General features: G+C 73.3%; 20 protein-coding genes. 9 read left to right on the forward strand and 11 right to left on the reverse strand.

Features of this window, described 5'->3' with window-relative positions; genetic code table 11:
• Nucleotides 1-46: 46 nt before the first annotated feature.
• Nucleotides 47-394, reverse strand: coding sequence for a 50S ribosomal protein L19 (gene rplS / locus DSM26151_RS08855; RefSeq protein ID WP_234659204.1), 348 nt, complete (start codon nucleotides 392-394; stop codon nucleotides 47-49).
• A 202-nt stretch (nucleotides 395-596) separates the two neighbouring features.
• Complete coding sequence (locus DSM26151_RS08860; protein WP_234659205.1) at nucleotides 597-1118, reverse strand: hypothetical protein; 522 nt, start codon at nucleotides 1116-1118, stop codon at nucleotides 597-599.
• Between the two features lie 74 nt (nucleotides 1119-1192).
• On the opposite strand from DSM26151_RS08860, the gene map reads away from it, so the two are divergent.
• Nucleotides 1193-1960 carry a type I methionyl aminopeptidase gene (gene map, locus DSM26151_RS08865; protein WP_234659206.1) on the forward strand — a complete coding sequence of 256 codons (768 nt, stop codon included), beginning with the start codon at nucleotides 1193-1195 and terminating at the stop codon, nucleotides 1958-1960.
• Between the two features lie 5 nt (nucleotides 1961-1965).
• Here the strand turns inward: map and nirD are convergent, their stop codons facing one another.
• A complete protein-coding gene (nirD, locus tag DSM26151_RS08870; protein WP_234659207.1) occupies nucleotides 1966-2316 on the reverse strand; it encodes a nitrite reductase small subunit NirD in 351 nt (116 codons plus the stop codon).
• A gap of 229 nt (nucleotides 2317-2545) precedes the next feature.
• On the opposite strand from nirD, the gene nirB reads away from it, so the two are divergent.
• The 6 genes from nirB to DSM26151_RS08900 all read left to right on the forward strand — a co-directional run bounded on the left by nirB (nucleotide 2546) and on the right by DSM26151_RS08900 (nucleotide 12564).
• Nucleotides 2546-5182 carry a nitrite reductase large subunit NirB gene (gene nirB / locus DSM26151_RS08875; protein WP_234659208.1) on the forward strand — a complete coding sequence of 879 codons (2637 nt, stop codon included), beginning with the start codon at nucleotides 2546-2548 and terminating at the stop codon, nucleotides 5180-5182.
• On the forward strand, nucleotides 5179-5973 hold the full coding sequence (cobA, locus tag DSM26151_RS08880) for a uroporphyrinogen-III C-methyltransferase (protein ID WP_234659209.1): 795 nt from the start codon (nucleotides 5179-5181) through the stop codon (nucleotides 5971-5973). The genes nirB and cobA overlap by 4 nt, the downstream gene beginning before the upstream one ends.
• Nucleotides 5970-7100, forward strand: coding sequence for a uroporphyrinogen-III synthase (locus DSM26151_RS08885; RefSeq protein ID WP_234659210.1), 1131 nt, complete (start codon nucleotides 5970-5972; stop codon nucleotides 7098-7100). The genes cobA and DSM26151_RS08885 overlap by 4 nt, the downstream gene beginning before the upstream one ends.
• A gap of 139 nt (nucleotides 7101-7239) precedes the next feature.
• The gene (locus DSM26151_RS08890; protein ID WP_234659211.1) at nucleotides 7240-8670 is read left to right on the forward strand and encodes an MFS transporter; all 1431 of its coding nucleotides are present in this window, start codon (nucleotides 7240-7242) and stop codon (nucleotides 8668-8670) included.
• A gap of 94 nt (nucleotides 8671-8764) precedes the next feature.
• On the forward strand, nucleotides 8765-10888 hold the full coding sequence (locus tag DSM26151_RS08895; RefSeq protein ID WP_234659212.1) for a molybdopterin oxidoreductase family protein: 2124 nt from the start codon (nucleotides 8765-8767) through the stop codon (nucleotides 10886-10888).
• The gene (locus DSM26151_RS08900) at nucleotides 10885-12564 is read left to right on the forward strand and encodes an NAD(P)/FAD-dependent oxidoreductase (protein WP_234659213.1); all 1680 of its coding nucleotides are present in this window, start codon (nucleotides 10885-10887) and stop codon (nucleotides 12562-12564) included. The genes DSM26151_RS08895 and DSM26151_RS08900 overlap by 4 nt, the downstream gene beginning before the upstream one ends.
• Before the next feature lie 55 nt (nucleotides 12565-12619).
• On the opposite strand, the gene DSM26151_RS08905 is transcribed toward DSM26151_RS08900, so the two are convergent.
• The 7 genes from DSM26151_RS08905 to DSM26151_RS08935 form a co-directional block, all read right to left on the reverse strand.
• Entirely contained in the window at nucleotides 12620-13312 is a 693-nt protein-coding gene (locus DSM26151_RS08905) for a sirohydrochlorin chelatase (RefSeq protein ID WP_234659214.1), read from the reverse strand.
• Nucleotides 13313-13486: 174 nt separating this feature from the next.
• Complete coding sequence (trmD, locus tag DSM26151_RS08910) at nucleotides 13487-14227, reverse strand: tRNA (guanosine(37)-N1)-methyltransferase TrmD (RefSeq protein ID WP_234659215.1); 741 nt, start codon at nucleotides 14225-14227, stop codon at nucleotides 13487-13489.
• Between the two features lie 8 nt (nucleotides 14228-14235).
• The gene (gene rimM / locus DSM26151_RS08915) at nucleotides 14236-14778 is read right to left on the reverse strand and encodes a ribosome maturation factor RimM (protein WP_234659216.1); all 543 of its coding nucleotides are present in this window, start codon (nucleotides 14776-14778) and stop codon (nucleotides 14236-14238) included.
• 1 nt (nucleotide 14779) lies between these two features.
• Nucleotides 14780-15016, reverse strand: a complete 237-nt coding sequence (locus tag DSM26151_RS08920) for an RNA-binding protein (protein ID WP_234659217.1) — start codon at nucleotides 15014-15016, stop codon at nucleotides 14780-14782.
• 3 nt (nucleotides 15017-15019) lie between these two features.
• On the reverse strand, nucleotides 15020-15433 hold the full coding sequence (gene rpsP, locus DSM26151_RS08925) for a 30S ribosomal protein S16 (protein WP_234659218.1): 414 nt from the start codon (nucleotides 15431-15433) through the stop codon (nucleotides 15020-15022).
• Nucleotides 15434-15593: 160 nt separating this feature from the next.
• Entirely contained in the window at nucleotides 15594-17075 is a 1482-nt protein-coding gene (locus DSM26151_RS08930) for an aminopeptidase P family protein (protein WP_234659219.1), read from the reverse strand.
• Entirely contained in the window at nucleotides 17072-17272 is a 201-nt protein-coding gene (locus DSM26151_RS08935) for a hypothetical protein (protein WP_234659220.1), read from the reverse strand. The genes DSM26151_RS08930 and DSM26151_RS08935 overlap by 4 nt, the downstream gene beginning before the upstream one ends.
• A 120-nt stretch (nucleotides 17273-17392) precedes the next feature.
• On the opposite strand from DSM26151_RS08935, the gene DSM26151_RS08940 reads away from it, so the two are divergent.
• Nucleotides 17393-18331: an ornithine cyclodeaminase family protein gene (locus tag DSM26151_RS08940; protein WP_234659221.1), complete on the forward strand. Its 939-nt coding sequence runs from the start codon at nucleotides 17393-17395 to the stop codon at nucleotides 18329-18331.
• On the forward strand, nucleotides 18331-19314 hold the full coding sequence (locus tag DSM26151_RS08945; protein ID WP_234661852.1) for a proline racemase family protein: 984 nt from the start codon (nucleotides 18331-18333) through the stop codon (nucleotides 19312-19314). Before DSM26151_RS08940 ends, DSM26151_RS08945 begins: the two co-directional genes overlap by 1 nt.
• A gap of 78 nt (nucleotides 19315-19392) precedes the next feature.
• Here the strand turns inward: DSM26151_RS08945 and DSM26151_RS08950 are convergent, their stop codons facing one another.
• Nucleotides 19393-20886 (reverse strand): aldehyde dehydrogenase family protein, encoded by a 1494-nt coding sequence (locus DSM26151_RS08950; protein WP_234659222.1) that lies wholly within the window; start codon nucleotides 20884-20886, stop codon nucleotides 19393-19395.
• Nucleotides 20887-20932 lie beyond the last annotated feature (46 nt).

Raw genomic sequence — 20932 nt, forward strand, 5'->3', positions numbered from 1 at the left:
GTGGGGAGCTCGAGCGGATGACGCGTGCGGAGCGGCGCGGGGCCGATCAGTTGTCGCGCTTCTCCTTGATCTTCGCCTTCTTGCCGCGCAGTTCGCGCAGGTAGTAGAGCTTCGCGCGGCGGACGTCGCCGCGGGTGACGACCTCGATGCGGTCGATGACCGGCGAGTGCACCGGGAACTTGCGCTCGACGCCGACCTGGAAGCTGATCTTGCGGACCGTGAAGGTCTCGCGGACGCCCTCGCCCGAACGGCCGATGACGACGCCCTGGAAGATCTGGACACGCGAACGCGTGCCCTCGATGATGTTCACGTGCACCTTGACGGTGTCGCCGGGACGGAAGTCCGGGATGTCCGAACGCAGGCTCGCGGCGTCGACGTGGTCGAGGATGTGCATGATGGTTCGCTCTCTGCGCCCGCAACCGGTCGAACGCGGATCAGTGATGAAGTGAGGAATCGGTGCCGTTCGCGCGATGACTCGCGACGTGCGGGCTCCCCGGAGGCAGAGCCGTGCGACGGCACGAAGGTCTATTCTGCCAGATCGGCGGCGTGCGTCAAAAAGCGGATGCCGCGGTGCCCGCGCCACGACCGTGGCGGGTTCAGCCGCGCTGCTCCCAGCGCCGCTCCTCGTGGATGACGATGACCTCGCCGGCGTCATCTGCCGCGGTCGCCCGCGGCGACGGACCACCCGGTGCCGCGGCGGGCCGGCCCTGGGCCGCGAGGCGCTCGTACTCGTCCATGGTGGCGCGCATGCGCTTGGCGCCGTCGCGGACGAGCCGCCACACCGCGTACCAGAAGGCGGCGATCGCGCCGACCATCGCGAGGATCGCGAACGTGATGCCCGAGGGGCCGTAGAACCCCGCGCCGACGATGAGCAGGTGCCACGCGCCGATCACCGCGACATCCGCCCATTCGACGGCCTTGGCCTGGCGCACGCCCGGCCGGGCTGCGATCAACAGCGCGATCACGCCGAGCGCGACGAACGCGATCGGCGCGGCGAACATCAGCCCGAGGACGCCCCAGCCGCTGTCGCCGAAGATCGCGTAGCCGAGCAGCAACCAGAGCGGCAGCACGAACGCCGCGGCGAACTGCCACCGGTAGAACCCCCGTCGGAGAAGCATGCGGCAAGCGTACTTCGCGCCGACTGCGCGTCGGCCGGGTGTTCACTCAGGGCGGAGCCGACAGAATGGGACACGTGATCGAACTGAGGACCCCCGCGGAGATCGAAGAGATGCGACCGGCCGGCCGCTTCGTGGCCGGCGTGATCGAGGCGACGTCGAAGGCCGCGGCCGTCGGCGTGAACCTGCTGGAACTCGATGCGCTCGCGCACGAGATGATCCGCAAGGCCGGCGCCGAGAGCTGCTACATCGACTACCACCCGTCGTTCGGCGCGAGCCCGTTCGGCAAGGTCATCTGCACCTCGGTCAACGACGCGGTCCTGCACGGCCTGCCGCGCGACTACACGCTGAAGGACGGCGACCTGCTCACGGTCGACTTCGCGGCGTCGGTCGACGGCTGGGTGGCGGACTCGGCGATCTCGGTCGTCGTGGGCACCCCGCGCGAGGAGGACCTCCGGCTCATCGACACGACCCGTCGCGCACTCGACGCCGGGATCTCCGCGGCCCGACCGGGCAACCGCATCGGCGACATCTCGCGCGCGATCGCCGACGTCGCGAAGGCCGAGGGGCTCTCGATCAACACCGACTTCGGCGGCCACGGCGTCGGACGGACGATGCACGGCGAACCGCACGTGCCCAACAACGGCCGGCCGGGCCGCGGGCTCCCGCTCAAGCCGGGCCTCGTGATCGCGATCGAGCCGTGGTTCCTGCACACGACGGACCGCATCTTCACCGACCCCGACGGGTGGACCCTTCGCAGCGTCGACGGGTCGCGGGGAGCGCACTCAGAGCACACGATCGCCATCACCGACGGCGACCCGATCGTGCTCACCGCGCGAGGCTGAGTCGCTCACGCCTCGAGTTCCACCTCGATCATCCCGCCGACGACGCGCGTGCGGAACGTTCGCAACCCGAGCGACGGGTCGCTGAAGCACTCGCCCGTGCCGAGGTCGTAGACCTCCTTGTGCAGCGGCGAGGCGATCGTCGGGCGATCGCCGCGGGAGCCCACGATCCCCCGCGCCATCACCGGCGCCCCCGTGTGCGGGTCGTGGTGGTCGACCGCGTAGACCTCGTCGGCGCCGACCCGGACCAGGGCCACCGGGCGAGCGCCCAGGAGGGCCACCTCGCCCCAGCCGGATTCGAGCTCGGCCAGCCCGCAGGCGCGCATCCAACGGGTCGTCAGTTCGATCGTCGACGTCATCCAGTCCTCCTCCGCGTCGTGCTCGACGCTACGAGCGGCATGTTTCGCACGCCTCGTCCGCGGTGTTTCGCCCGGGTGAAAGCCGGCTCACACCGGCATGCAGCCGATGCGAGGTGCACGACGCCCCGCGTCACAGCCCGGAAACAGGGCGGAAACCACTCCGCCGTACGCTCGCCGTCACCCGGGGCGCCGCGCCGCCGGGTCCGACCGGACGAGCGATGGAGGAGCCATGCACGAGACCGCGGACAGGACCGGCGACTCGCGCGGCCCGCGCGACATCCTGGTCGTCGGCGGCGGCCCGGCCGCCCACCGACTCGTCGACAGCCTGCATGCCCGCGACGGCGGCCGCACGCTGCGCGTCACGATCGTCGGCGAGGAGCGGCACGCGCCCTACGACCGGGTCGCACTGAGCACGCGCCTGGCCGACCCCGCGGCAGGGTTGTCGCTGCCGGCGGCGCCGTGGACCGAGGGCGCCGCGCACCTCGTCTCGGGCGAGCGGGTCGTCGCGATCGACGCGGTCGACCGGATCGCGCGGACCGACGTCGGCCGGGAACTGCGGTTCGACGACGTCGTCCTCGCCACCGGCTCGAGCGCGCCGGTCCCGCAGATCCCCGGCGCAGAGGCCGTCCGGGTCTACCGCACGATCGACGACGTCGACGCACTCGTCGCCGAGACGGCCCAGCTCGCGGCGACGCTCGGCCGCGCCCCGCGCGCACTGATCGCGGGCGGCGGCCTGCTGGGCCTCGAGGCGGCCGGCGGACTGGCGAAGCTCGGCGCGGAGGCCGCGATCGTGCACTCCGGGAACTGGCTCATGTCCGCCCAGCTCGACGAGGGTGCCGGGCGTGCGCTCGGACGCATCATCGCCGGCCAGGGCATCGAACTGCACCTCGGGGTCCGCCCCGTCCAGGTGCTCACCGGCAGCGGCGGCGTCGTGGGGGTGGAGCTCACCGACGGCCGCCGCGTCGACGCGGATCTCGTCGTGTTCGCGATCGGGATCACCCCGCGCGACGAGCTGGCTCGGGCGATGGGGCTCGAGCTGGGGCCGCGCGGCGGGATCGCGATCGACACCCGCTGCGCGGCATCCGCCCCGAACGTCTGGGCGATCGGCGAGGTCGCGAGCTTCGAGGGGCGCTGCACCGGTCTCGTCGCTCCCGCGAACGCGATGGCCGAGGTCGTCGCCGACCGCCTGCTCGGCGGTGCGGCCGAGTTCACGACCGTCGACGACGCGACCAAGCTGAAGCTCTCCGGCGTCGACGTCGCGAGCTTCGGCGACGCGCTCGCCCGGACCGACCGGGCGCTCGAGATCGTCTACGCCGACCCGGCGCGCGGCCTGTACCAGAAGCTCGTGATGACGGACGACGCCAAGACCCTGCTCGGCGGCGTCTTCGTCGGCGACGCCTCGCCGTACGCGTCGCTGCGGCCGCTCCTCGGCACCGAGCTGTCCGGCGAGCCGGCCGCGTACCTCTCGGCGTCGGGCATGGAGGCGCCCACGGGCGACGAGCTTCCGGCATCCGCCCTGGTGTGCGCGTGCAACAACGTCGCGGCCGGGACGATCCGCGATGCGGTGAACGGACCGCACGGCGGGCACGAGGTCGGCTGCGCCGAGCTCGGCCCCCTGAAGGCCTGCACGCGGGCCGGGACCCAGTGCGGGTCGTGCGTGCCGCTCGTGAAGAAGCTCCTCGAGGCCGAGCTGGAGAAGTCGGGCAAGACGGTCTCGCGCGCGCTGTGCGAGCACTTCCCGATCTCGCGGCAGGAGATCTTCGAGTCCGTGCGCGTGCTGGAGCTGACCTCGTTCGAGGAGATCATCGGCCGGCTCGGCACCGGCCGCGGCTGCGACGTCTGCAAGCCCGTGGTCGCGTCGGTGCTCGCCGCGCAGCACGGCTCGTACATCCTCGACGGCGGCCGCGGCGGCCTCCAGGACACCAACGACCGCGCCATGGCGAACATGCAGAAGGACGGCACGTACTCCGTCGTCCCGCGCATCCCGGCCGGTGAGATCACGCCGCGCAAGCTCGCGGTCATCGCGCAGGTCGCGACCGACTTCGGCCTGTACACGAAGATCACGGGAGGCCAGCGCATCGACCTCTTCGGTGCGCGCCTCGACCAGCTCCCGGAGATCTGGAAGCGGCTCATCGACGCCGGCTTCGAGTCGGGCCAGGCGTACGGCAAGGCCCTCCGGAACGTGAAGAGCTGCGTCGGCTCGACCTGGTGCCGGTACGGCGTGCAGGACTCGGTCGCGATGGCGATCCGCCTCGAGCTCCGTTACCGCGGGCTCCGCTCGCCGCACAAGCTGAAGTTCGGCGTCTCGGGCTGCGCGCGCGAGTGCGCCGAGGCGCGCGGAAAGGACGTCGGCGTGATCGCGACGGACCAGGGCTGGAACCTCTACGTCGGCGGCAACGGCGGCTTCCAGCCCGCGCACGCGCAGCTGCTCGCGAGCGACCTCGACGACGAGACGCTGATCCGCTACATCGACCGCTACATGATGTACTACATCCGCACCGCCGATCGGCTGCAGCGCACCGCCCGATGGATCGAGGACCTCGACGGCGGCGTCGACCACGTGCGCGACGTCGTGGTGCACGACTCGCTCGGCCTCGCCGACGAGCTCGAAGCGGCGATGGCGAAGCACGTCGACACGTACGAGGACGAGTGGGCGGCGACGCTCGCCGACCCCGAGCGGCTGCGCCGGTTCCGCCCGTTCGTGAACGCGCCCGAGGCCGACCATCCGGATGCCGCGATCGCGACCGCGCACGCGCGCGTCGAGGAGCGCGGACAGCTGCGACCCGCACGACCGGACGAGATCGCGCGCGGGGAGGCCGTGCTCGTCGCCGGGCCCACGCTGCCGGTGCGGGGAGCGGGCGCATGAGCGGCCGCGTGACCCTCGTCGGCGGCGGTCCGGGCGACGCGGACCTGCTCACCATCGCCGCCGTGCGCGCGCTCGCCACCGCCGACGTCGTGCTGTACGACCGGCTCGCGCCGCACGAGGCCCTCGCCGACCTCGCACCGGGAGCGGACCTCGTGGACGTCGGCAAGCGGCCCGGCCACCACGCGCTCCCCCAGTCGGGGATCGAGGCCCTCCTCGTGGAGCACGCGCGGGCCGGACGCCACGCGGTCCGGCTGAAGGGCGGCGATCCGTACGTCCTCGGCCGCGGCGGCGAGGAGGTCCTCGCCTGCCGTCGCGCCGGGGTGCCGGTCGCGGTGGTCCCGGGCATCACGAGCGCCATCGCGGTGCCGGCGGCCGCCGGCATCCCGCTGACCCACCGCGGCGTGAGCCACCTGTTCACCGTCGTCTCGGGGCACGCGCCCCTCACCGAGGACGAGCTGCGCCACCTCGCGCAGCTCGGCGGGACGCTCGTCGTGCTCATGGGAGTGGGCACCCTGCCCATGCTCGCGTCGGGGCTCGCACGCCACGGCCTGGTGCCGTCGACGCCCGTCGCGATCATCGAGCGCGGGCACCGACCCGACCAGCGCACGACGATCGCCGACCTCGGCGGCATCGTGACGGCAGCGGGCGTCGTCGGCGTCGCCTCCCCCGCGGTCGTCGTGGTCGGCGAGGTCGTCCGCCTCGCGCACGACGGCGATCGATCGGCCGCCGGGACGATGGCCCGCGCCGCCGCCCTGGCCGAGGCCGCCGTCCTGGCCGAGGCCGGCGCGTGACCGACCGGGCCGACTCGGCGATCGGCTTCCGCCCCGATCAGCTCGAGGGCTTCCGGATCGGCGTGACGAGCGACCGGCGCTCGTCCGACCTCATCGACGCGTTCGCACGGCGCGGAGCGCAGGTCGTGCACGCCCCGACGATCCGCATGGCGAACGCGACCTCCGACGAGCCGGTCATCGCGGACACCCGTGCGATCATCGAGGCCCGGCCCGACGTGCTCCTCGCGACGACGGCCTACGGCGTGCGCCGGTGGTTCGAGGTCGCGGACGCCGCGGGCCTCGGCGACGACCTCATGGGTGCGCTCGCGCGCACGGCGATCCTCGTCCGCGGGCCGAAGGCGCGCGGCGGCATCCGCGCTGCCGGCCTCGACGACGTCGGCATGAGCGCCGAGGAGACCACCGAGTCGCTCATCGACGAGGTGCTCGCGACGCATCCGCCCGGCCTCACGGTGGCGGTGCAGCTGCACGGCTACCTGCCGTCCGAAGCCCTCGACCGCCTGCGGGACGCGCACGCTCGCGTGCTCACCGTGGAGCCGTACCGCTGGATCGATCCCGACCTCACGGACGAGCGCGTGGACCGCCTGATCGAGGCCGCCTGCACGGGCGGCCTCGACTGCATCACGTTCACGAGCGCACCGGCCGTGCACGCGCTGCTCATGGCGGCCGAGGCGCGCGGATGCCACGACGACCTGGTCGACGCGATGCGCGGGCCCGTGGTCGCCGCGACCGTCGGCCCGGTCACCTCCGCGCCACTGGTCGCGGCCGGGATCCCGCCCGTCCAGCCCGAACGGTTCCGCATGGGTGCGATGGTGCGCCTGGTCTGCGAGCACCTGGAGTCCGAGCGGGTGGTCCGGCTCGACACCGCCCACGGTCCGTTGTCGCTGCGCGGCTCGGTCGTCGAGCTCGACGGGCGACGGATCCCCCTCGCGCCCGTCGCGCTCTCCCTGCTGCGGCCGCTCGCGCACGCGCGCGGCGCGGTCGTGCCCCGCGGGCGACTCGTCGCCGGGATGCCGGGCGACTCGGACGAGCGGGCGCTCGAGGTCGCGCTCAGCCGCCTGCGGCAGAGCCTCGGGGTGCCGGGCCTCATCTCGACCGTCGTCAAGCGCGGGTACCGGATCGATGTGTGACGCCGACCTCACATCGGCCCCGTCGTGCGGTGAGCAGGCGGGAACAGGGTGTTCACCCCTCACGCCATCACGGGAAACACGCCGCGGATAGCGTCGCCTCACCAGCTCGACCCGTGACCGACTCCGACCGGAGGCACCGATGACCGAGACCCTCTCCGCTTCGCCGCCCGCGGCCCCCGCCGCCGTCGCCGCGCCCGCCGCGCCGCCCGTCTCGACGGGCCCCCTGACCGTCCGACCCGGCCGCTGGATCGACGGCTGGGACCCGGAGAACCCCGTCCAGTGGGAGCGCGAGGGCCGCCGGATCGCCGCGCGCAACCTGCGCTGGTCGATCTTCGCCGAGTTCCTCGGATTCGTCGTCTGGCAGCTGTGGTCGATCGTGGTCGTCTCGCTGCCCGCCGCGGGCTTCGCCTTCGAGACGGGCCAGATCTTCTGGCTCATCTCGATCCCCGCGCTCGTCGGCGCGACGCTGCGGATCCCGTACACCTTCATGGTCCCCCGCTTCGGCGGGCGCAACTGGACGATCGTGTCGGCGGCGCTCCTGCTCATCCCGGCGACCGGCCTCGCGGTCGCGGTCGGCAACCCGGAGACGCCGTTCGGCGTCATGCTCGCGATCGCGGCCCTCGCCGGCTTCGGGGGCGGCAACTTCGCCAGCTCGATGTCGAACATCACCTACTTCTTCCCCCAGCGCGAGAAGGGCTGGGCGCTCGGCCTGAACGCCGCGGGCGGCAACCTGGGCGCGTCGGTCGCGCAGTTCGTGGTGCCGATCGCGATCACGATCGGGGCGGCCGTGACGCTGAACCTGCCGCTCGCCGGCTGGATCTGGGTGCCGTTCATCCTCGTCGCGATGGCCGGCGCCGCGCTCCGCATGGACAACCTCTCGAACGCGAAGGCGGATGTCGCGGCGTCCCTCGCCGCGCTGAAGGAGCCGCACCTCTGGATCCTCGCCGTGCTCTACATCGGCACGTTCGGCTCGTTCATCGGGTTCGCGGGTGTCTTCCCGAAGCTCATCGCCGACCAGTTCCCCGACTTCTCCACGTTCCAGGTCGGCTCGGCGAGCCTGCAGCTGGCCTTCCTGGGTGCGCTCGTCGGCTCGCTCGCCCGACCCTACGGCGGCCGCCTCGCCGACCGGTTCGGCGGCACGCAGATCACCATGGCCGCGTTCGCGGTCATGGCGGCCGGCGCGCTGGCCGTGGTCTGGACGCTCCCGCTCGGGAACTTCTGGCTCTTCCTGGGTCTCTTCCTGGTGCTCTTCACCGCGTCGGGCGTCGGCAACGGCTCGACCTACCGAATGATCCCGACGGTGTTCGCGCTCCGCGCGGGCGCGCACAACGCGCACGAGTCGGCCGGCGACGTGAGCTCGCAGCGGAAGGCCGCGGCGGCGCTCGGCATCATCTCAGCGGTCGGCGCGTACGGCGGCTTCGTGATCCCGCAGCTGCTCGGCTTCTCGAAGACGACGTTCGGCGACTACACGACCGGACTCAGCTGGTTCGTGTGGGCGTACGCGGTGATGCTCGCCATCACCGGGGGCGTCTACCTGACGCTCGCGAAGCGCTCCGGGCACCGGATCTGATCGGCGGGCCGGGCGACCTCACCGCCCGGCCCGCTCCCATCGACAGGCACCCCCCCCCCCCCCCCCCCCCCCCCCCCCCCCCCGGGAGGACGACATGGCAGCAGACACCCACTGCCCCTACTGCGCCCTCCAGTGCGCGATGACGCTGACGGCGACGGATGCCTCGGCTCCTGCGAGCACGACGGATGCCACGTCCCCGCCGGTCGCCGTCGCCGGGCGCGACTTCCCGACCAATCGCGGCGGGCTCTGCAAGAAGGGCTGGACCTCCGCGGAACTGCTCGCCTCGCCCTCCCGCCTGACCGCGCCGCTCGTGCGGGGCGCCGACGGCGCCCTGAACGAGACCACGTGGGACGCGGCCCTGGGCCTCGTGGCCGACCGGCTCCGCGGCATCCGCTCGGAGCACGGCGCCGACGCCGTCGGCGTCTTCGGCGGCGGCGGACTGACGAACGAGAAGGCCTACCTGCTCGGCAAGTTCGCGCGGCTCGCGCTCGGTACGAGCCGCATCGACTACAACGGCCGGTACTGCATGTCGTCGGCCGCCGCCGCGGGCAACCGCGCGTTCGGCATCGATCGCGGCCTGCCGTTCCCGCTCACCGACCTCGACGACGCCGACACGATCCTCCTGCTCGGAACCAACGTCGCCGAGACCATGCCGCCGTTCATCGGGCACCTGGCCGGGGCGCAGGAGGCGGGCGGGCTCGTCGTCGTCGACCCGCGGCGCACCGCGACCGCACGGCTCACCGATGACGGGCGGGGCCTGCACGTGCAGCCGGCGCCCGGGACCGACCTCGTGCTGCTGCTGGGCGTCGCGCACGTCGTGATCGCGGAGCGGCTCGTCGACGAGGCGTACGTTTCGGCGCGAACGACGGGGCTCGCCCGGCTGCGACGCGGAGTCGCCCAGTGGTGGCCCGAGCGCGTGCAATCGGCGACGGGCGTTCCCGCTGCGACGGTCCGGGCGATCGCGCGCCGTCTCGCGGCGAGCGATCGCGCCTACATCCTCACCGGTCGCGGCGTCGAGCAGCACGTCGACGGCACCGACACCGCGACCGCCGCGATCAACCTCGCACTGCTGCTCGGGCTGCCCGGCCGCCCGGGCAGCGGCTACGGCACCCTGACCGGCCAGGGCAACGGCCAGGGCGGCCGCGAGCACGGCCAGAAGTGCGACCAACTGCCCGGATACCGCAAGATCACCGACCCAGTGGCGCGTGCCCACGTCGCGCGCGTGTGGGGGGTCGACGCCTCCGCGATCCCGGGGCCCGGGGTGCCCGCGATCGAGCTGCTGGGCTCGCTCGGTCGACCGGGCGGAGTCCGGGCCCTCCTGGTGCACGGCTCGAACCTCGTCGTGTCCTCGCCGAACGTCGCCGACGTGCGACGCGGCATCGAGCGCCTCGACCTGCTCGTCGTGTGCGACTTCGTGCTGTCCGAGACTGCGGCCCTCGCCGACGTCGTCCTGCCGGTGCTGCAGTGGGCCGAGGAGGAGGGCACGATGACGAACCTCGAGGGACGCGTCATCCGTCGTCGCCGCGCGCTCGCGCCGCCGGCCGGCGCGCGCGACGAGCTCTGGATCCTCCACGAGCTCGCCCGGCGGCTCGGCTCGACCGCGAGGTTCGACACCGACCCCGAGGCGGTGTTCGAGGAACTCCGGCTGGCCTCCGAGGGCGGCATCGCGGACTACTCGGGCATCGACTACGCGCTGCTCGACTCGGGCGCCGAGGCGTTCTGGCCCTACCCGCGCGGCGGCGACGGAACCCCGCGCCTGTTCGCCGAGCGGTTCCACCACGACGACGGGCTCGCGCGGCTCGTCGCCGTCGCGCCGCGCACGGGCGCCCGGCCGGCGCCGTCGCCCGACGAGCTGACGCTCGTGACCGGCCGACTGCTCGAGCACTACCAGAGCGGGGCGCAGACCCGCAGGGTGGCCGAACTCCTCGACGCGCAGCCCGAGGCGCGCGCCGCACTGCACCCGGCGACGGCCGCGAGGCTCGGCATCGCCGACGACGAGCCCGTCGAGGTCGGCAACGAGCGCGGCACGGTGCGCTGCCGCGCTCGGCTGACCACCGACATCCGCACCGACACGGTGTTCCTGCCCTTCCACTACGGCGAGGAGCAGGCCGCGAACCTGCTCACCTCCGACGCGGTCGACCCGATCTCGTCGATGCCCGAGTTCAAGGCCAACCTCGTGCGCGTGACGCGCCTCGTCGAAGCGGGAGCCGCGTCATGAGCCCGATCCGGGTCGTCCTCGTCGGCTACGGACCGGTCGGTGCGCGCTTCGTCGAGGGGCTGCTGCCCGCCGTGCGGGCGGGCGCGATCGCGCTCACCGTCGTCGCCGGCGAGCCGGTCGAGGCCTACAACCGGGTCCTCGTCGCCGAGTACGCCGTCGGCAACGCCGACCTCGAGACGATGCTCGTCGGCGACCGGGACGCGGCGGAGGAGGCCGGCGCCGCCGTGCTGCTCGGCGTGCGCGCGACGCGGATCGACCGCGACGCGCACCTCGTGCACCTCTCGACGGGCGAGTCGCTCCCCTACGACCGGCTCGTGCTCGCCACCGGTTCGCGCGCCAATGTGCCGACGCTCGACGGCGTCGAGCGCCACCGCCGCGACCTCGCCGACCTCGAGCGTCACCCGTCGACGCTCGTCGCACGCGACGACGACCTGCCCGCGGGCGTCACCGCGCTCCGCGACCTCGACGACGCCGAACGCGTGCTCGAGGCCGTGCGCGGCCGTCGCCGGATCGTCGTGCTCGGGGCGGGCGTGCTCGGCCTCGAACTCGCGCTCGCCGCCGCCCACGCGGGCGCACAGGTGTGCGTCGTGCACCACGGACCGCACCCGATGCCGCGCAACCTCGATCGCGGAGCCGGGCACGTGCTGCGCTCGGCGCTCCGACGAACCGGCATCACCGTCATCGCGAACAGTCGTGCCGAGGCGATCGGATTCCGCACCGACCGCGACGGCACCCGGCGCTTCGACATGCTCGTCACCGCCGACGGCAAGCAGGTCCGCGGCGACCTGCTCGTGCTCTCGTGCGGCGTGAGCCCCCGGACCGAGCTCGCCACGCTCGCCGGGCTCCGCACCGCCGTGGGCATCGTCGTCGGACGGGACCTCGCGAGCTGGAGCGACCCGGACGTGTTCGCCATCGGCGACTGCGCCCACGTCGTCGAGCGCACCGAGCAGACCGTCGGCCGGCGCATCCTGCCCGGCGCTCCCTCGGGCCTGATCGGACCCGGCTGGCGCCAGGCGGAGCACCTCGCCGGCCGCTTCGCCGAGGCGGCTGCGTTCGGCACCGCGGCGGCCGGCGCCGCGCCGGCGCTCGCACCCGGGCTCGCGCCCGACGTCCACGCCCCGGAACCGCTCGCGCCCGAGCGCGACGCGATCGTGATGCTCAAGGCCGAGCACGTCGACGTCGTCGCCGTCGGGGACGTGACCGCCGACCCGTGGGACGACGACGCGGTCGCACCGCGCCGACGGGTCGCGCAGTGGGCCGACCCCGAGCACCTGCGATACGTGAAGATGGTCACCGAGAACGGCATCCTGACCGGGTTCGCGAGCGTCGGGATGCCGCGCACGGCGGCCGAACTCACCCTGCTCTTCGAGCGGGCCGCCGAACTGCCCGCCGACCGTTCGCTCCTGCTGCGCTTCGACGGCCCCGACGACGACCCGTCGACGCGCGCCGACGCGTTCGCGCCGGACGCGACGGTGTGCTGGTGCAACGGCGTCACCGTCGGACGCATCCTGGAGTCGGCCGCGTGCGGCAGCGCGACCCTCGAGTGCGTCGGTCGCGACACCCGTGCGGGGACGGGGTGCGGCGGATGCCGCGGGCGGATCGCCGAGGTCCTGGCACGTTCGGCGGCCGACGCGCAGGTTCCGGACCGCGACGGAGCAGCGGGCATGCCCGCCTGAGTCGCGACCGCCCCGCGCCCGTCGCCACGGCCGCGGGGTTCGCGTCGGGCCGACGTCAGACGCGCCCGCGGCGTTCCGCCGACGCGGCGGAGTACCGGTCGATCACGAGTTCGACCAGCGGCGCCGCCGCGGGCTCGTCCGGGCCGAGCAGCGGTTCGGCGATCACGTCCGCCCCGGCCGCGATCGCCTGGTCGTGGAACGCGCCGGGCGCGAGCAGGTAGGGAGCGAGAACGACCCTCGCGGCCGGGTGCACCTCGCGGATCATCTCGATCGCGTCGGGCAACCGGGGGATGCCGGCCGCGATGAAGCCGACGGTCGCGGACCGGCCGAGGCGCTGGCCGAGCCGGCGGGCGACCTCGAAGCACTCGCGGACCGCACGCGGGTCGTTCGAACCCGCAGCGGCCAGCAGCACGGCGTCGCCGTCGCCGAGTCCGGCCGCGCGCAACCGGTCCGCCAGCACGTCCACGATGCGTTCGTCGGGGCCGAGCTCCGACGCCAGTCGGGCCGATCCCGGAAGCCGGTCCAGTCCGAGTGCGAGCCCCGTCCGGACGTGGAAGCCGGCCGAGAGCACGAGCGGCACGATCACGGCATCCGGTTCCGATGCGGTCCGGAGGACCCGGTCGAGATCGTCGGCGCGGGCATCGAGGAAGACGATCGACACGTCGAGCTCAGGTCGGGCGGAGGCCACCCCGTCGACCAGGCGCATGATCGCCCGGCGGTTCGCGGCGGATGCGGCTCCGTGGGTCACCGCGACCAGCCGAAGCGGTGCCCGGCCGGGGCCCGAGGCGGGTTCCGGGTCAGTCGTCCGCCTCATCCGCCGCCCCGCCTCTCCGGCGGAATCCGTTCCCACCCGCCGATCCGACGGTAGGCACGGCATGTTTCACGGAATCGGCCCGAGTGTTTCCGATCCGTGAAGAGTGCCTCACGCGAGGCCGGCGGGCGGCTCCGCTTCGTCGCCGGGGCTCGGTGCCCCCGGGCTCGCGAGCAGTTCCGGCCGAACCCGGCGGGTGCGTTCGACCTGCTGCTGCCTGCGCCACTCGGCGACCCGGCCGTGGTGACCCGAGAGCAGCACCGGCGGCACTGGGAGACCGCGCCACTCTGCGGGCTTGGTGTAGCTCGGATACTCCAGCAGGCCGTCCTCGTGCGACTCCTCGACGAGGCTCTCGGGGTTGCCGACCACACCGGGCACGAGGCGGCCGGCGGCCTCGATCATCGCCATGACCGCGACCTCGCCGCCGTTGAGCACGTAGTCGCCGAGGCTGATCAGCCGCACGCGGAGTCGCGTGGCGTAGTGGTCGACGACCCGCTGGTCGATGCCCTCGTACCGCCCGCAGGCGAACACGAGGTGCTCCTCGGCGGCGAGCTCGCGCGCCGCGGCCTGCGTGAAGGGCTCGCCCGCGGGCGACGGCACGACCAGCAGCGCGTCCGAGGGACCCGTGCCGACGATGGCGTCGAGCGCCTCGCCCCACGGCTCGGGCTTCATGACCATGCCCGCGCCGCCGCCGTACGGGGTGTCGTCGACGGTGCGGTGTCGATCGTGCGTGAAGTCGCGCAGGTCGTGCGTGCGCACGTCGATGAGGCCGGACTGGCGCGCCTTGCCCAGCAGCGACAGGTCGAGCACGTCGAAGAACGACGGGAAGATCGTGACGACGTCGATGCGCATGTCGCGGCCTACTCGAGATCCTCGAACAGTCCGGGCGGGGGCGTGACCGTGACGGTTCCCGCCTCCACGTCGACCTCGGGGACGATCGCGGCGACGAACGGCACCATGACCTCGCCGCCGGGAGTCCTGACGACGAGCAGGTCCTGCGCCGGAAGGTGGTCGACGTGCAGGATCTCGCCGACCTTCTCGCCGTCGCGGACGACGGCGAGGCCGACGAGCTGGTGGTCGTACCAGGCGTCGGGTTCGGGCTCCTCGTCGGCCGGCTGCTCGACCCAGAGGATCGCCTTCACGAGCCCCTCCGCCGCAGTGCGGTCGTCGACGCCCTCGAAGAACCCGACGGGCTGGCTGTTGTACCAGCGGAGCTCGCGGAAGACGAGGTCCTTGCCGTGCCACGGCGAGGAGTCCGGGACCTGGAGCGAGAAGACGGCCCCCGGCACGAATCGCCGTTCGGGGTCGTCGGTGTAGAGCTCGAGCTTGATGGCGCCCTTCAGGCCGTGCGCCTTGGTCAGCCGACCGATGCGCAGCTGCTGGGGGCGGTTCGCCGCGGCCACGTCAGGCGTCGGTGTCGACGACGTCGACACGGACTCGGCGACCGTCGGCGAGGGCTGCGACGATGGTGCGCAGCGCCTTGGCGGTGCGACCGGACCGCCCGATGACACGGCCGAGGTCCTCGGGGTGCACGTGCACCTCGAGGACCTCGCCGCGCGCGCTCGACGCGGAGACGACCTTCACCTCGGCCGGGTGATCGACGATCCCCTTGACGAGGTGCTCGAGCGCGGAAGAGAGCAAGGCCTACGCCTCGTTCGACTCGGTCTCGGGCGCCTGCTCGGCCTCGGCGGGCTTCTCGGCGGCCTTCTCGACCTTCGGCTTCACGACGGACTTCTTGGCCTCGTCGACCTTGAACTCGGCCTTGGGCTCAGCGGTCTGGACGGTGGACTTCGCGTCCTTGTCGCCCTTGAACGCGCCCCAGTCGCCGGTCAGCTTGAGGATCGCACGGACCTGCTCGGTCGGCTGCGCGCCGACGCCCAGCCAGTACTGCGCGCGCTCCGAGTCGACCTCGATGAACGAGGGGTTCTCGGTCGGGTGGTACTTGCCGATCTCCTCGATCACGCGACCGTCGCGCTTGGTGCGCGAGTCGGCCACGACGATGCGGTAGTACGGGGCACGGATCTTGCCGAGCCGCTTGAGACGGATCTTGACAGCCACAATTCTCCTGAATGTGTAGAAAACGGTGAACCGATCGCCTGGAGCGTGGGGTGCACACCCGGCGGAAGCTCGAAAGGGCGGACCACGGCCGGATAGAGGGTCGGGCGGCGATCCAACCCCCTATTCTGCCAGATTCCGCCGGATGCCGCGAACCGGCGGATCACCCGAGTCGTGCCATCCACGATTCGATGCCGGCCGCGTCGATCGGCAGCGCCGCCGACAGCACCTCGCTCCCGCCCTCGGTCACCACGAGGTCGTCCTCGAGCCGGACGCCGACCCCTCGCAGTTCGGGCGGAAGGGTCTCGTCGAACGCGTGGAAGTAGAGCCCCGGCTCGACCGTCAGGGCCATCCCCGGGCGCATCTTCGCCCCCTGGTATGCGCCGTGGCTCGCCGCCGAGCAGTCGTGCACGTCGATGCCGAGATGATGCCCCACCCCGCACACGATGTACCGCCGGTGCTGCTGGCCGCCGGGCGAGAGCGCCTCGTCGACCGAGACCGGCAGGAGGCCCCAATCGGCCAGTCCCCGTGCGAGCACGTCCATGCACGCGGTGTGGAAGTCGGACCAGTCGCGGCCGGGGCCGACCGCTGCGAGCCCCGCGCGGTGCGACCGCTCGACGAGGTCGTGGACCTCGCGCTGTGCCGTGGTGAACCGACCCGACGCGGGCAGGGTTCGGGTGATGTCCGCGGTGTAGCCCGATCGGCGCTCGACGCCGAGGTCGAGCAGCAGCAGGGATCCGGGGTCGACGTCGCCGTCCGCGCGCACCCAGTGCAGGACCGGCGCGTGCGCACCGGAGCCGACGATCGACGCATACCCCACGCCGTTCCCGAAGGTGCGCGCGTGGCGGTCGAACGTGCCCTGGAGCCAGCGCTCGCCGCCCCGGCGCACGGACTCGGGGATCTCGAGCGCGGTCGCGGCGAATCCGTCGACGGTCGTGTCGACGGCCGCGCGCAGCTCGGCGAGCTCCCACTCGTCCTTGATCATGCGCAACTCGGCGAGCACGCGTGCGAGCTCTCCCGACCTGGGCCGAGCGGCGAGCGCCGAGGAGGGCCCCTCGGTCGCCACGGTGCCCGCGACGAGCGCGTCGGCCGGCAGCTCGAGCTGCTCGACGCTCCTGGTGCGGATTCCGAGCGCGTCGGCGTACTCCTCGAGCCCGGGCATCGGCCCGACCCAGAGCTCGCCCCGCAGCGGATCCGCGAAGAAGCCGTCGTCGCCCGGACGGAACGGAGCGGGGAGGTAGAGGGTCGCATCGTGCCCGCCGGCGACCGGTTCGAGTACGAGCACGGCATCCTCGATCGCGGCCCCGACGAGCCAGAGGAAGTCGCTGTCGGCCCGGAACTCGTGCGCGTTGTCGTTCACGCGCCTGGGCGCCCGCCCCGCCGCCACCGCGAGCACGCGGCCGGGCAGCGCCTCCCCCAGCTGGACCCGGTGCCGAGCACCCGCATCCGCGCCCCCCGGCGGGACCACGGGCGTGCGATCGGCCCCGCCCCAGCCCTCGCGCATCCACTGTCGGAAGCCCGGGACCTCGGTCAGCCGCGGCATCCGAGGATCGGGCTCTGCCGGTTGCGGCATGGATCGCGCGGGTGCCGCCGCGTCGGGCACGGCGCGCTCGGCGACGGCATCCAGTGCGTCGTTCGTGGTCATCGGTTCTCCTCCCGGCCGACTGGTTCGCGGCCCTCGATCGTTCCTGGTGCCATGCCGAGGCGAACCTCGAGGGCGGTGAACAGTCGCTCGGCGACGTCGCCCCGGTGCAGGCCGTCGTGTTCGAACTCGTTGGTGATCCACGCCTCGACGGCGCCGACCCGGGCGGCCGTCTCGAGCGAGAGGAGCTTCCGGGACATCGGTCACCTTCGGGTTCATCCGTGCCGCGAGGCCGTTCAGCACCGCGGATCGTCGGAAGTGCTTCGTCGAACAATCCGCGATGTGTGCCACATTACACGTCACATAGTAAGATTGTCGACATGCCCGATGTCATCGCCGCCATGCAGGTCCTCGATGCGGCGGCCCTCCGCGCCCGCATCGACCTCCCCCGCGCGGCCCGCGCGCTCCGGGACGCACTTCGGGCAGGATTCGATCCCGACGACGATCCGCCCCGGTCGATCGTCGACGTGCGGAGCGGGCAGCTCCTCCTGATGCCCGCGGACTTCGGCCGGTACGCCGGCCAGAAGCTCGCGACGGTCGCACCCGCGAACCCCGAACGCGGACTCGATCGCATCCAGGCCGTGTACATCGTGCTCGACGCAGAGACCCTCGCGCCCGTCGCCCTGCTCGACGGCACCGAACTGACGAACCTGCGCACCCCGGCGATGTCGGCCGCGATGCTCGACCTCGTCGCCGAACCCGAGGCCGCGAGCCTCGTCGTGTTCGGCACCGGCCCGCAGGGCCTTCGCCACGTCGAGGCGATGCGCTCCATCCGGCCGATCGAGCGGGTCCGCCTGGTCGGCCGCGATCGGGGGCGGGCCGAACGCGCGGTGGCGGCGCTCGCGACCACCGGGCTGGACGTGGCCGTCGGCACCGCCGGCGACGTCGCCGACGCCGACCTCGTGGTCTGCGCGACGACCGCGCGCGAACCGCTCTTCGATGCGACCCTCGTGCGCGAGGGCGCCGCGCTCGTCGCGGTCGGCTCGCACGAGCGCGACGCGCGCGAACTGCCGGGCGCGCTCCTCGCGCGAGCCCAGGTGATCGTGGAGTCCGAACGGGTCGCGCGCACCGAGGCCGGGGACGTGATCATGGCCGTCGAAGAGGGGCACCTCCGCCTCGACGACCTCGTGCCGATGGCGCGGATCGCCACCGGCGACGTCGCGGTGGCATGGGATCGCCCGCGAGTCGTGAAGACGTGCGGCATGGGCTGGCAGGACCTCGCGGTCGCCCAGGCCGCGATCGAAGGAGGGCGGGCGTGATGCGTTGGAGCACCGAGGACTGGCACACCGCCGGCGAGCCCTTCAGGATCGTCGACGGCGTCGCGACCGAGGGGCGGACCGTCGCGGAGCGGCGGGTGAACGCGATGACCGGCGAACCCGACGTCGTACGGCGCTTCCTCTGCCTGGAGCCCCGCGGGCACGACGACATGTACGGCGGCTTCATCACGCCGCCCGACGACGACGGCGCCGACTTCGGCGTGCTGTTCTGGCACAAGGACGGCTTCTCCACCGCGTGCGGTCACGGCACGATGGCGCTCGGCGCCTGGGCGGTCGCGAGCGGTCGCATCGCCGCGCCCGACGACGGGGAGGCGGTCGTCACGATCGACGTGCCGAGCGGTCGGGTCCAGGCGCGCGTGCTGCGCGAGGCCGGACGCACGACGGCGGTCGTGTTCCGCAACGTCGCCTCGCGCGTGCTCGCGCGGACGATCCCGCTGTCGACGAGCCGCGGCGACGTGCTCGTCGACCTCGTCTTCGGCGGTGCCGTCTACGCGACGCTGCCGGCCGCGTCACTCGGGCTCGAGGTCGCCCCGGCGCACACGCCCGAACTGATCCGCCTCGGTCGTGAGATCAAGTGGGCCCTGAACGACCACCCTGCGGCGCGACTCGACGACGAGCGGCTCTCCGGCGTGTACGGCACGATCCTCTTCGACGGGCTCGGGCGCACCGAGTCGGGCCCGTGGCAGCGCAACGTGACCGTCTTCGCCGACGGCGAGGTCGACCGCAGCCCGTGCGGTTCGGGCACCGCCTCGCGGGTCGCGCTCCTCGACCGGAGCGGCGAGCTCGCCGACGGCGAGACGCTGACGCACGACTCGATCATCGGCACCCGGTTCCTCGCACGCGTCGCCGAGCGCACCGCCGACGGGGTGATCCCCGAGGTGACCGGGCAGGCGTACCGGGTCGGCCGCTGCGAGTTCGAGCTCGACCCGGCCGACCCGCTCGCCGACGGGTTCAGCCTGCGCTGACGGCCGCTGACCGCACGAACGACGGGGGCGGATGCCGCGGGGCCCGGGCCCCGCGGCATCCGCCCCCGCCCGACGTGCTCAATGCTCCCCGGTCAGGCTCCCCCAGCCGGCCGAGCGGCCCGCTGCGCTGCGCCGCTGCGGCACGCCCCACGGGTTGTCGTCGCGCAGCGGCGGCGGCAGGAGCGCCTGCGGTGCGTTCTGGTACGCGACGGCGCGCAGGAACCGGGTGATCGCCGCGGTCCCGACGCTCGTCGAGTCGTTCGTGGTCGCCGGGTAGGGACCGCCGTGCTGCATCGCGCTCGTGACCGACACGCCGGTCGGCCAGCCGCCGAACAGCACGCGGCCGCTCGTCTCGGCGAGCGCCTCGACGAGATCGGCGAATCCGCCGTCGGCGAGCTCGGCGTCGCTCGCGTGCAGCGTCGAGGTGAGGTTGCCGGGGAACAGCTCGCGCTGCACCTCGGGCAGCCGGCTCGCGTCGTCGTAGCGGACGATGATCGAGAGCGGCCCGAACGACTCCTCGAGGAGCTCGTCGCGATGCTCGCGCAGCGTCGCGAGGTCGACCTCGACGACGGTCGGCGTCGCGAACCGCTGCTCGGCGTCGTCGACGCGCACGCCGCCCTCCGCGAGCACGGTGACGCCGGGGGCGCCCAGCACGGCGGCCCGACGCTCCTCGAACGCGCGTCCGATGCCGGGGTTCAGCAGGCGGTGCTCCGCGATCGACGCCGCGGTCTCACCGACCGGGCCGAGCGCAACCTCGCGCGGCACGAACAGGAAGCCCGGCTTGGTGCACAGCTGCCCCGCCGAGCCCGCAACCGACGCGAGGAAGCCCCGCAGCAGCTCGGGGTCCTCCGACACGGCGGCCGCCGTCGCGTACACCGGGTTGACGCTGCCCAGCTCGCCGAAGAACGGGATCGGGCGCGGGCGTGCCGCTGCGATGTCGGCGAGGAGCCGGCCCACGTGCGTGGACCCGGTGAAGGCGCCAGCGCGGATGCGCTCGTCCTTCAGGAGCGCGACCCCCGCCTCCTGGCCGGCGACGACCTGGAACGTGCCCTCGGGCATGCCCGCTCCGGCGAGCGCGGCGGCGACGACCTCGCCGGTGCGGTGCGAGAGGTCGGGGTGCCCCGAGTGCGCCTTCACGATGAGGGGACACCCGGCGGCGAGCGCCGCGGCCGAGTCGCCGCCGGCGACCGAGAACGCGAAGGGGAAGTTCGAGGCGGCGAAGTTCAGCACGGGGCCCACGGGTTCGAGCACGCGCCGCACATCGGGTCGCGGGCCGATCACGTAGCCGGGGTCGGCGTCGTCGATGCGCGCGTCGAGGTACGCGCCGTCGACGATCGCCTCGGCGAACAGGCGGAGCTGGTTCGTGGTCCGGCGCACCTCGCCGGTGAGGCGCGCCTCGCCGAGACCGGTCTCGCGCATCGCGATCGCGATGAGTTCGGCGGCTGCGGCGTCGAGCGCGTCGGCGACGGCGACGAGTGCCGCGGCACGGTCCCGGGGGCGGGTGCCGGCGAAGGGTCGGGCGGCGCTCGCGGCGCGGCCCGCGACCTCGTCGATGTCGGTTCCGGTCTGCATGGGTGGGTCTCCAGGTGGTCGGGTCGGGGTCCGCGCGGGGCGGGAA

This window comes from Agromyces marinus, assembly GCF_021442325.1.
GTDB lineage: Bacteria > Actinomycetota > Actinomycetes > Actinomycetales > Microbacteriaceae > Agromyces > Agromyces marinus.

Coding starts and splice junctions, on each gene's coding strand:
- rplS (WP_234659204.1), bottom strand. CDS start 394: ATGCACATCCTCGACCACGTCGACGCCGCGAGCCTGCGTTCGGACATC.
- DSM26151_RS08860 (WP_234659205.1), bottom strand. CDS start 1,118: ATGCTTCTCCGACGGGGGTTCTACCGGTGGCAGTTCGCCGCGGCGTTC.
- nirD (WP_234659207.1), bottom strand. CDS start 2,316: ATGACGTCGACGATCGAACTGACGACCCGTTGGATGCGCGCCTGCGGG.
- nirB (WP_234659208.1), top strand. CDS start 2,546: ATGCACGAGACCGCGGACAGGACCGGCGACTCGCGCGGCCCGCGCGAC.
- cobA (WP_234659209.1), top strand. CDS start 5,179: ATGAGCGGCCGCGTGACCCTCGTCGGCGGCGGTCCGGGCGACGCGGAC.
- DSM26151_RS08890 (WP_234659211.1), top strand. CDS start 7,240: ATGACCGAGACCCTCTCCGCTTCGCCGCCCGCGGCCCCCGCCGCCGTC.
- DSM26151_RS08895 (WP_234659212.1), top strand. CDS start 8,765: ATGGCAGCAGACACCCACTGCCCCTACTGCGCCCTCCAGTGCGCGATG.
- DSM26151_RS08900 (WP_234659213.1), top strand. CDS start 10,885: ATGAGCCCGATCCGGGTCGTCCTCGTCGGCTACGGACCGGTCGGTGCG.
- trmD (WP_234659215.1), bottom strand. CDS start 14,227: ATGCGCATCGACGTCGTCACGATCTTCCCGTCGTTCTTCGACGTGCTC.
- DSM26151_RS08930 (WP_234659219.1), bottom strand. CDS start 17,075: ATGACCACGAACGACGCACTGGATGCCGTCGCCGAGCGCGCCGTGCCC.
- DSM26151_RS08935 (WP_234659220.1), bottom strand. CDS start 17,272: ATGTCCCGGAAGCTCCTCTCGCTCGAGACGGCCGCCCGGGTCGGCGCC.
- DSM26151_RS08940 (WP_234659221.1), top strand. CDS start 17,393: ATGCCCGATGTCATCGCCGCCATGCAGGTCCTCGATGCGGCGGCCCTC.
- DSM26151_RS08945 (WP_234661852.1), top strand. CDS start 18,331: ATGCGTTGGAGCACCGAGGACTGGCACACCGCCGGCGAGCCCTTCAGG.
- DSM26151_RS08950 (WP_234659222.1), bottom strand. CDS start 20,886: ATGCAGACCGGAACCGACATCGACGAGGTCGCGGGCCGCGCCGCGAGC.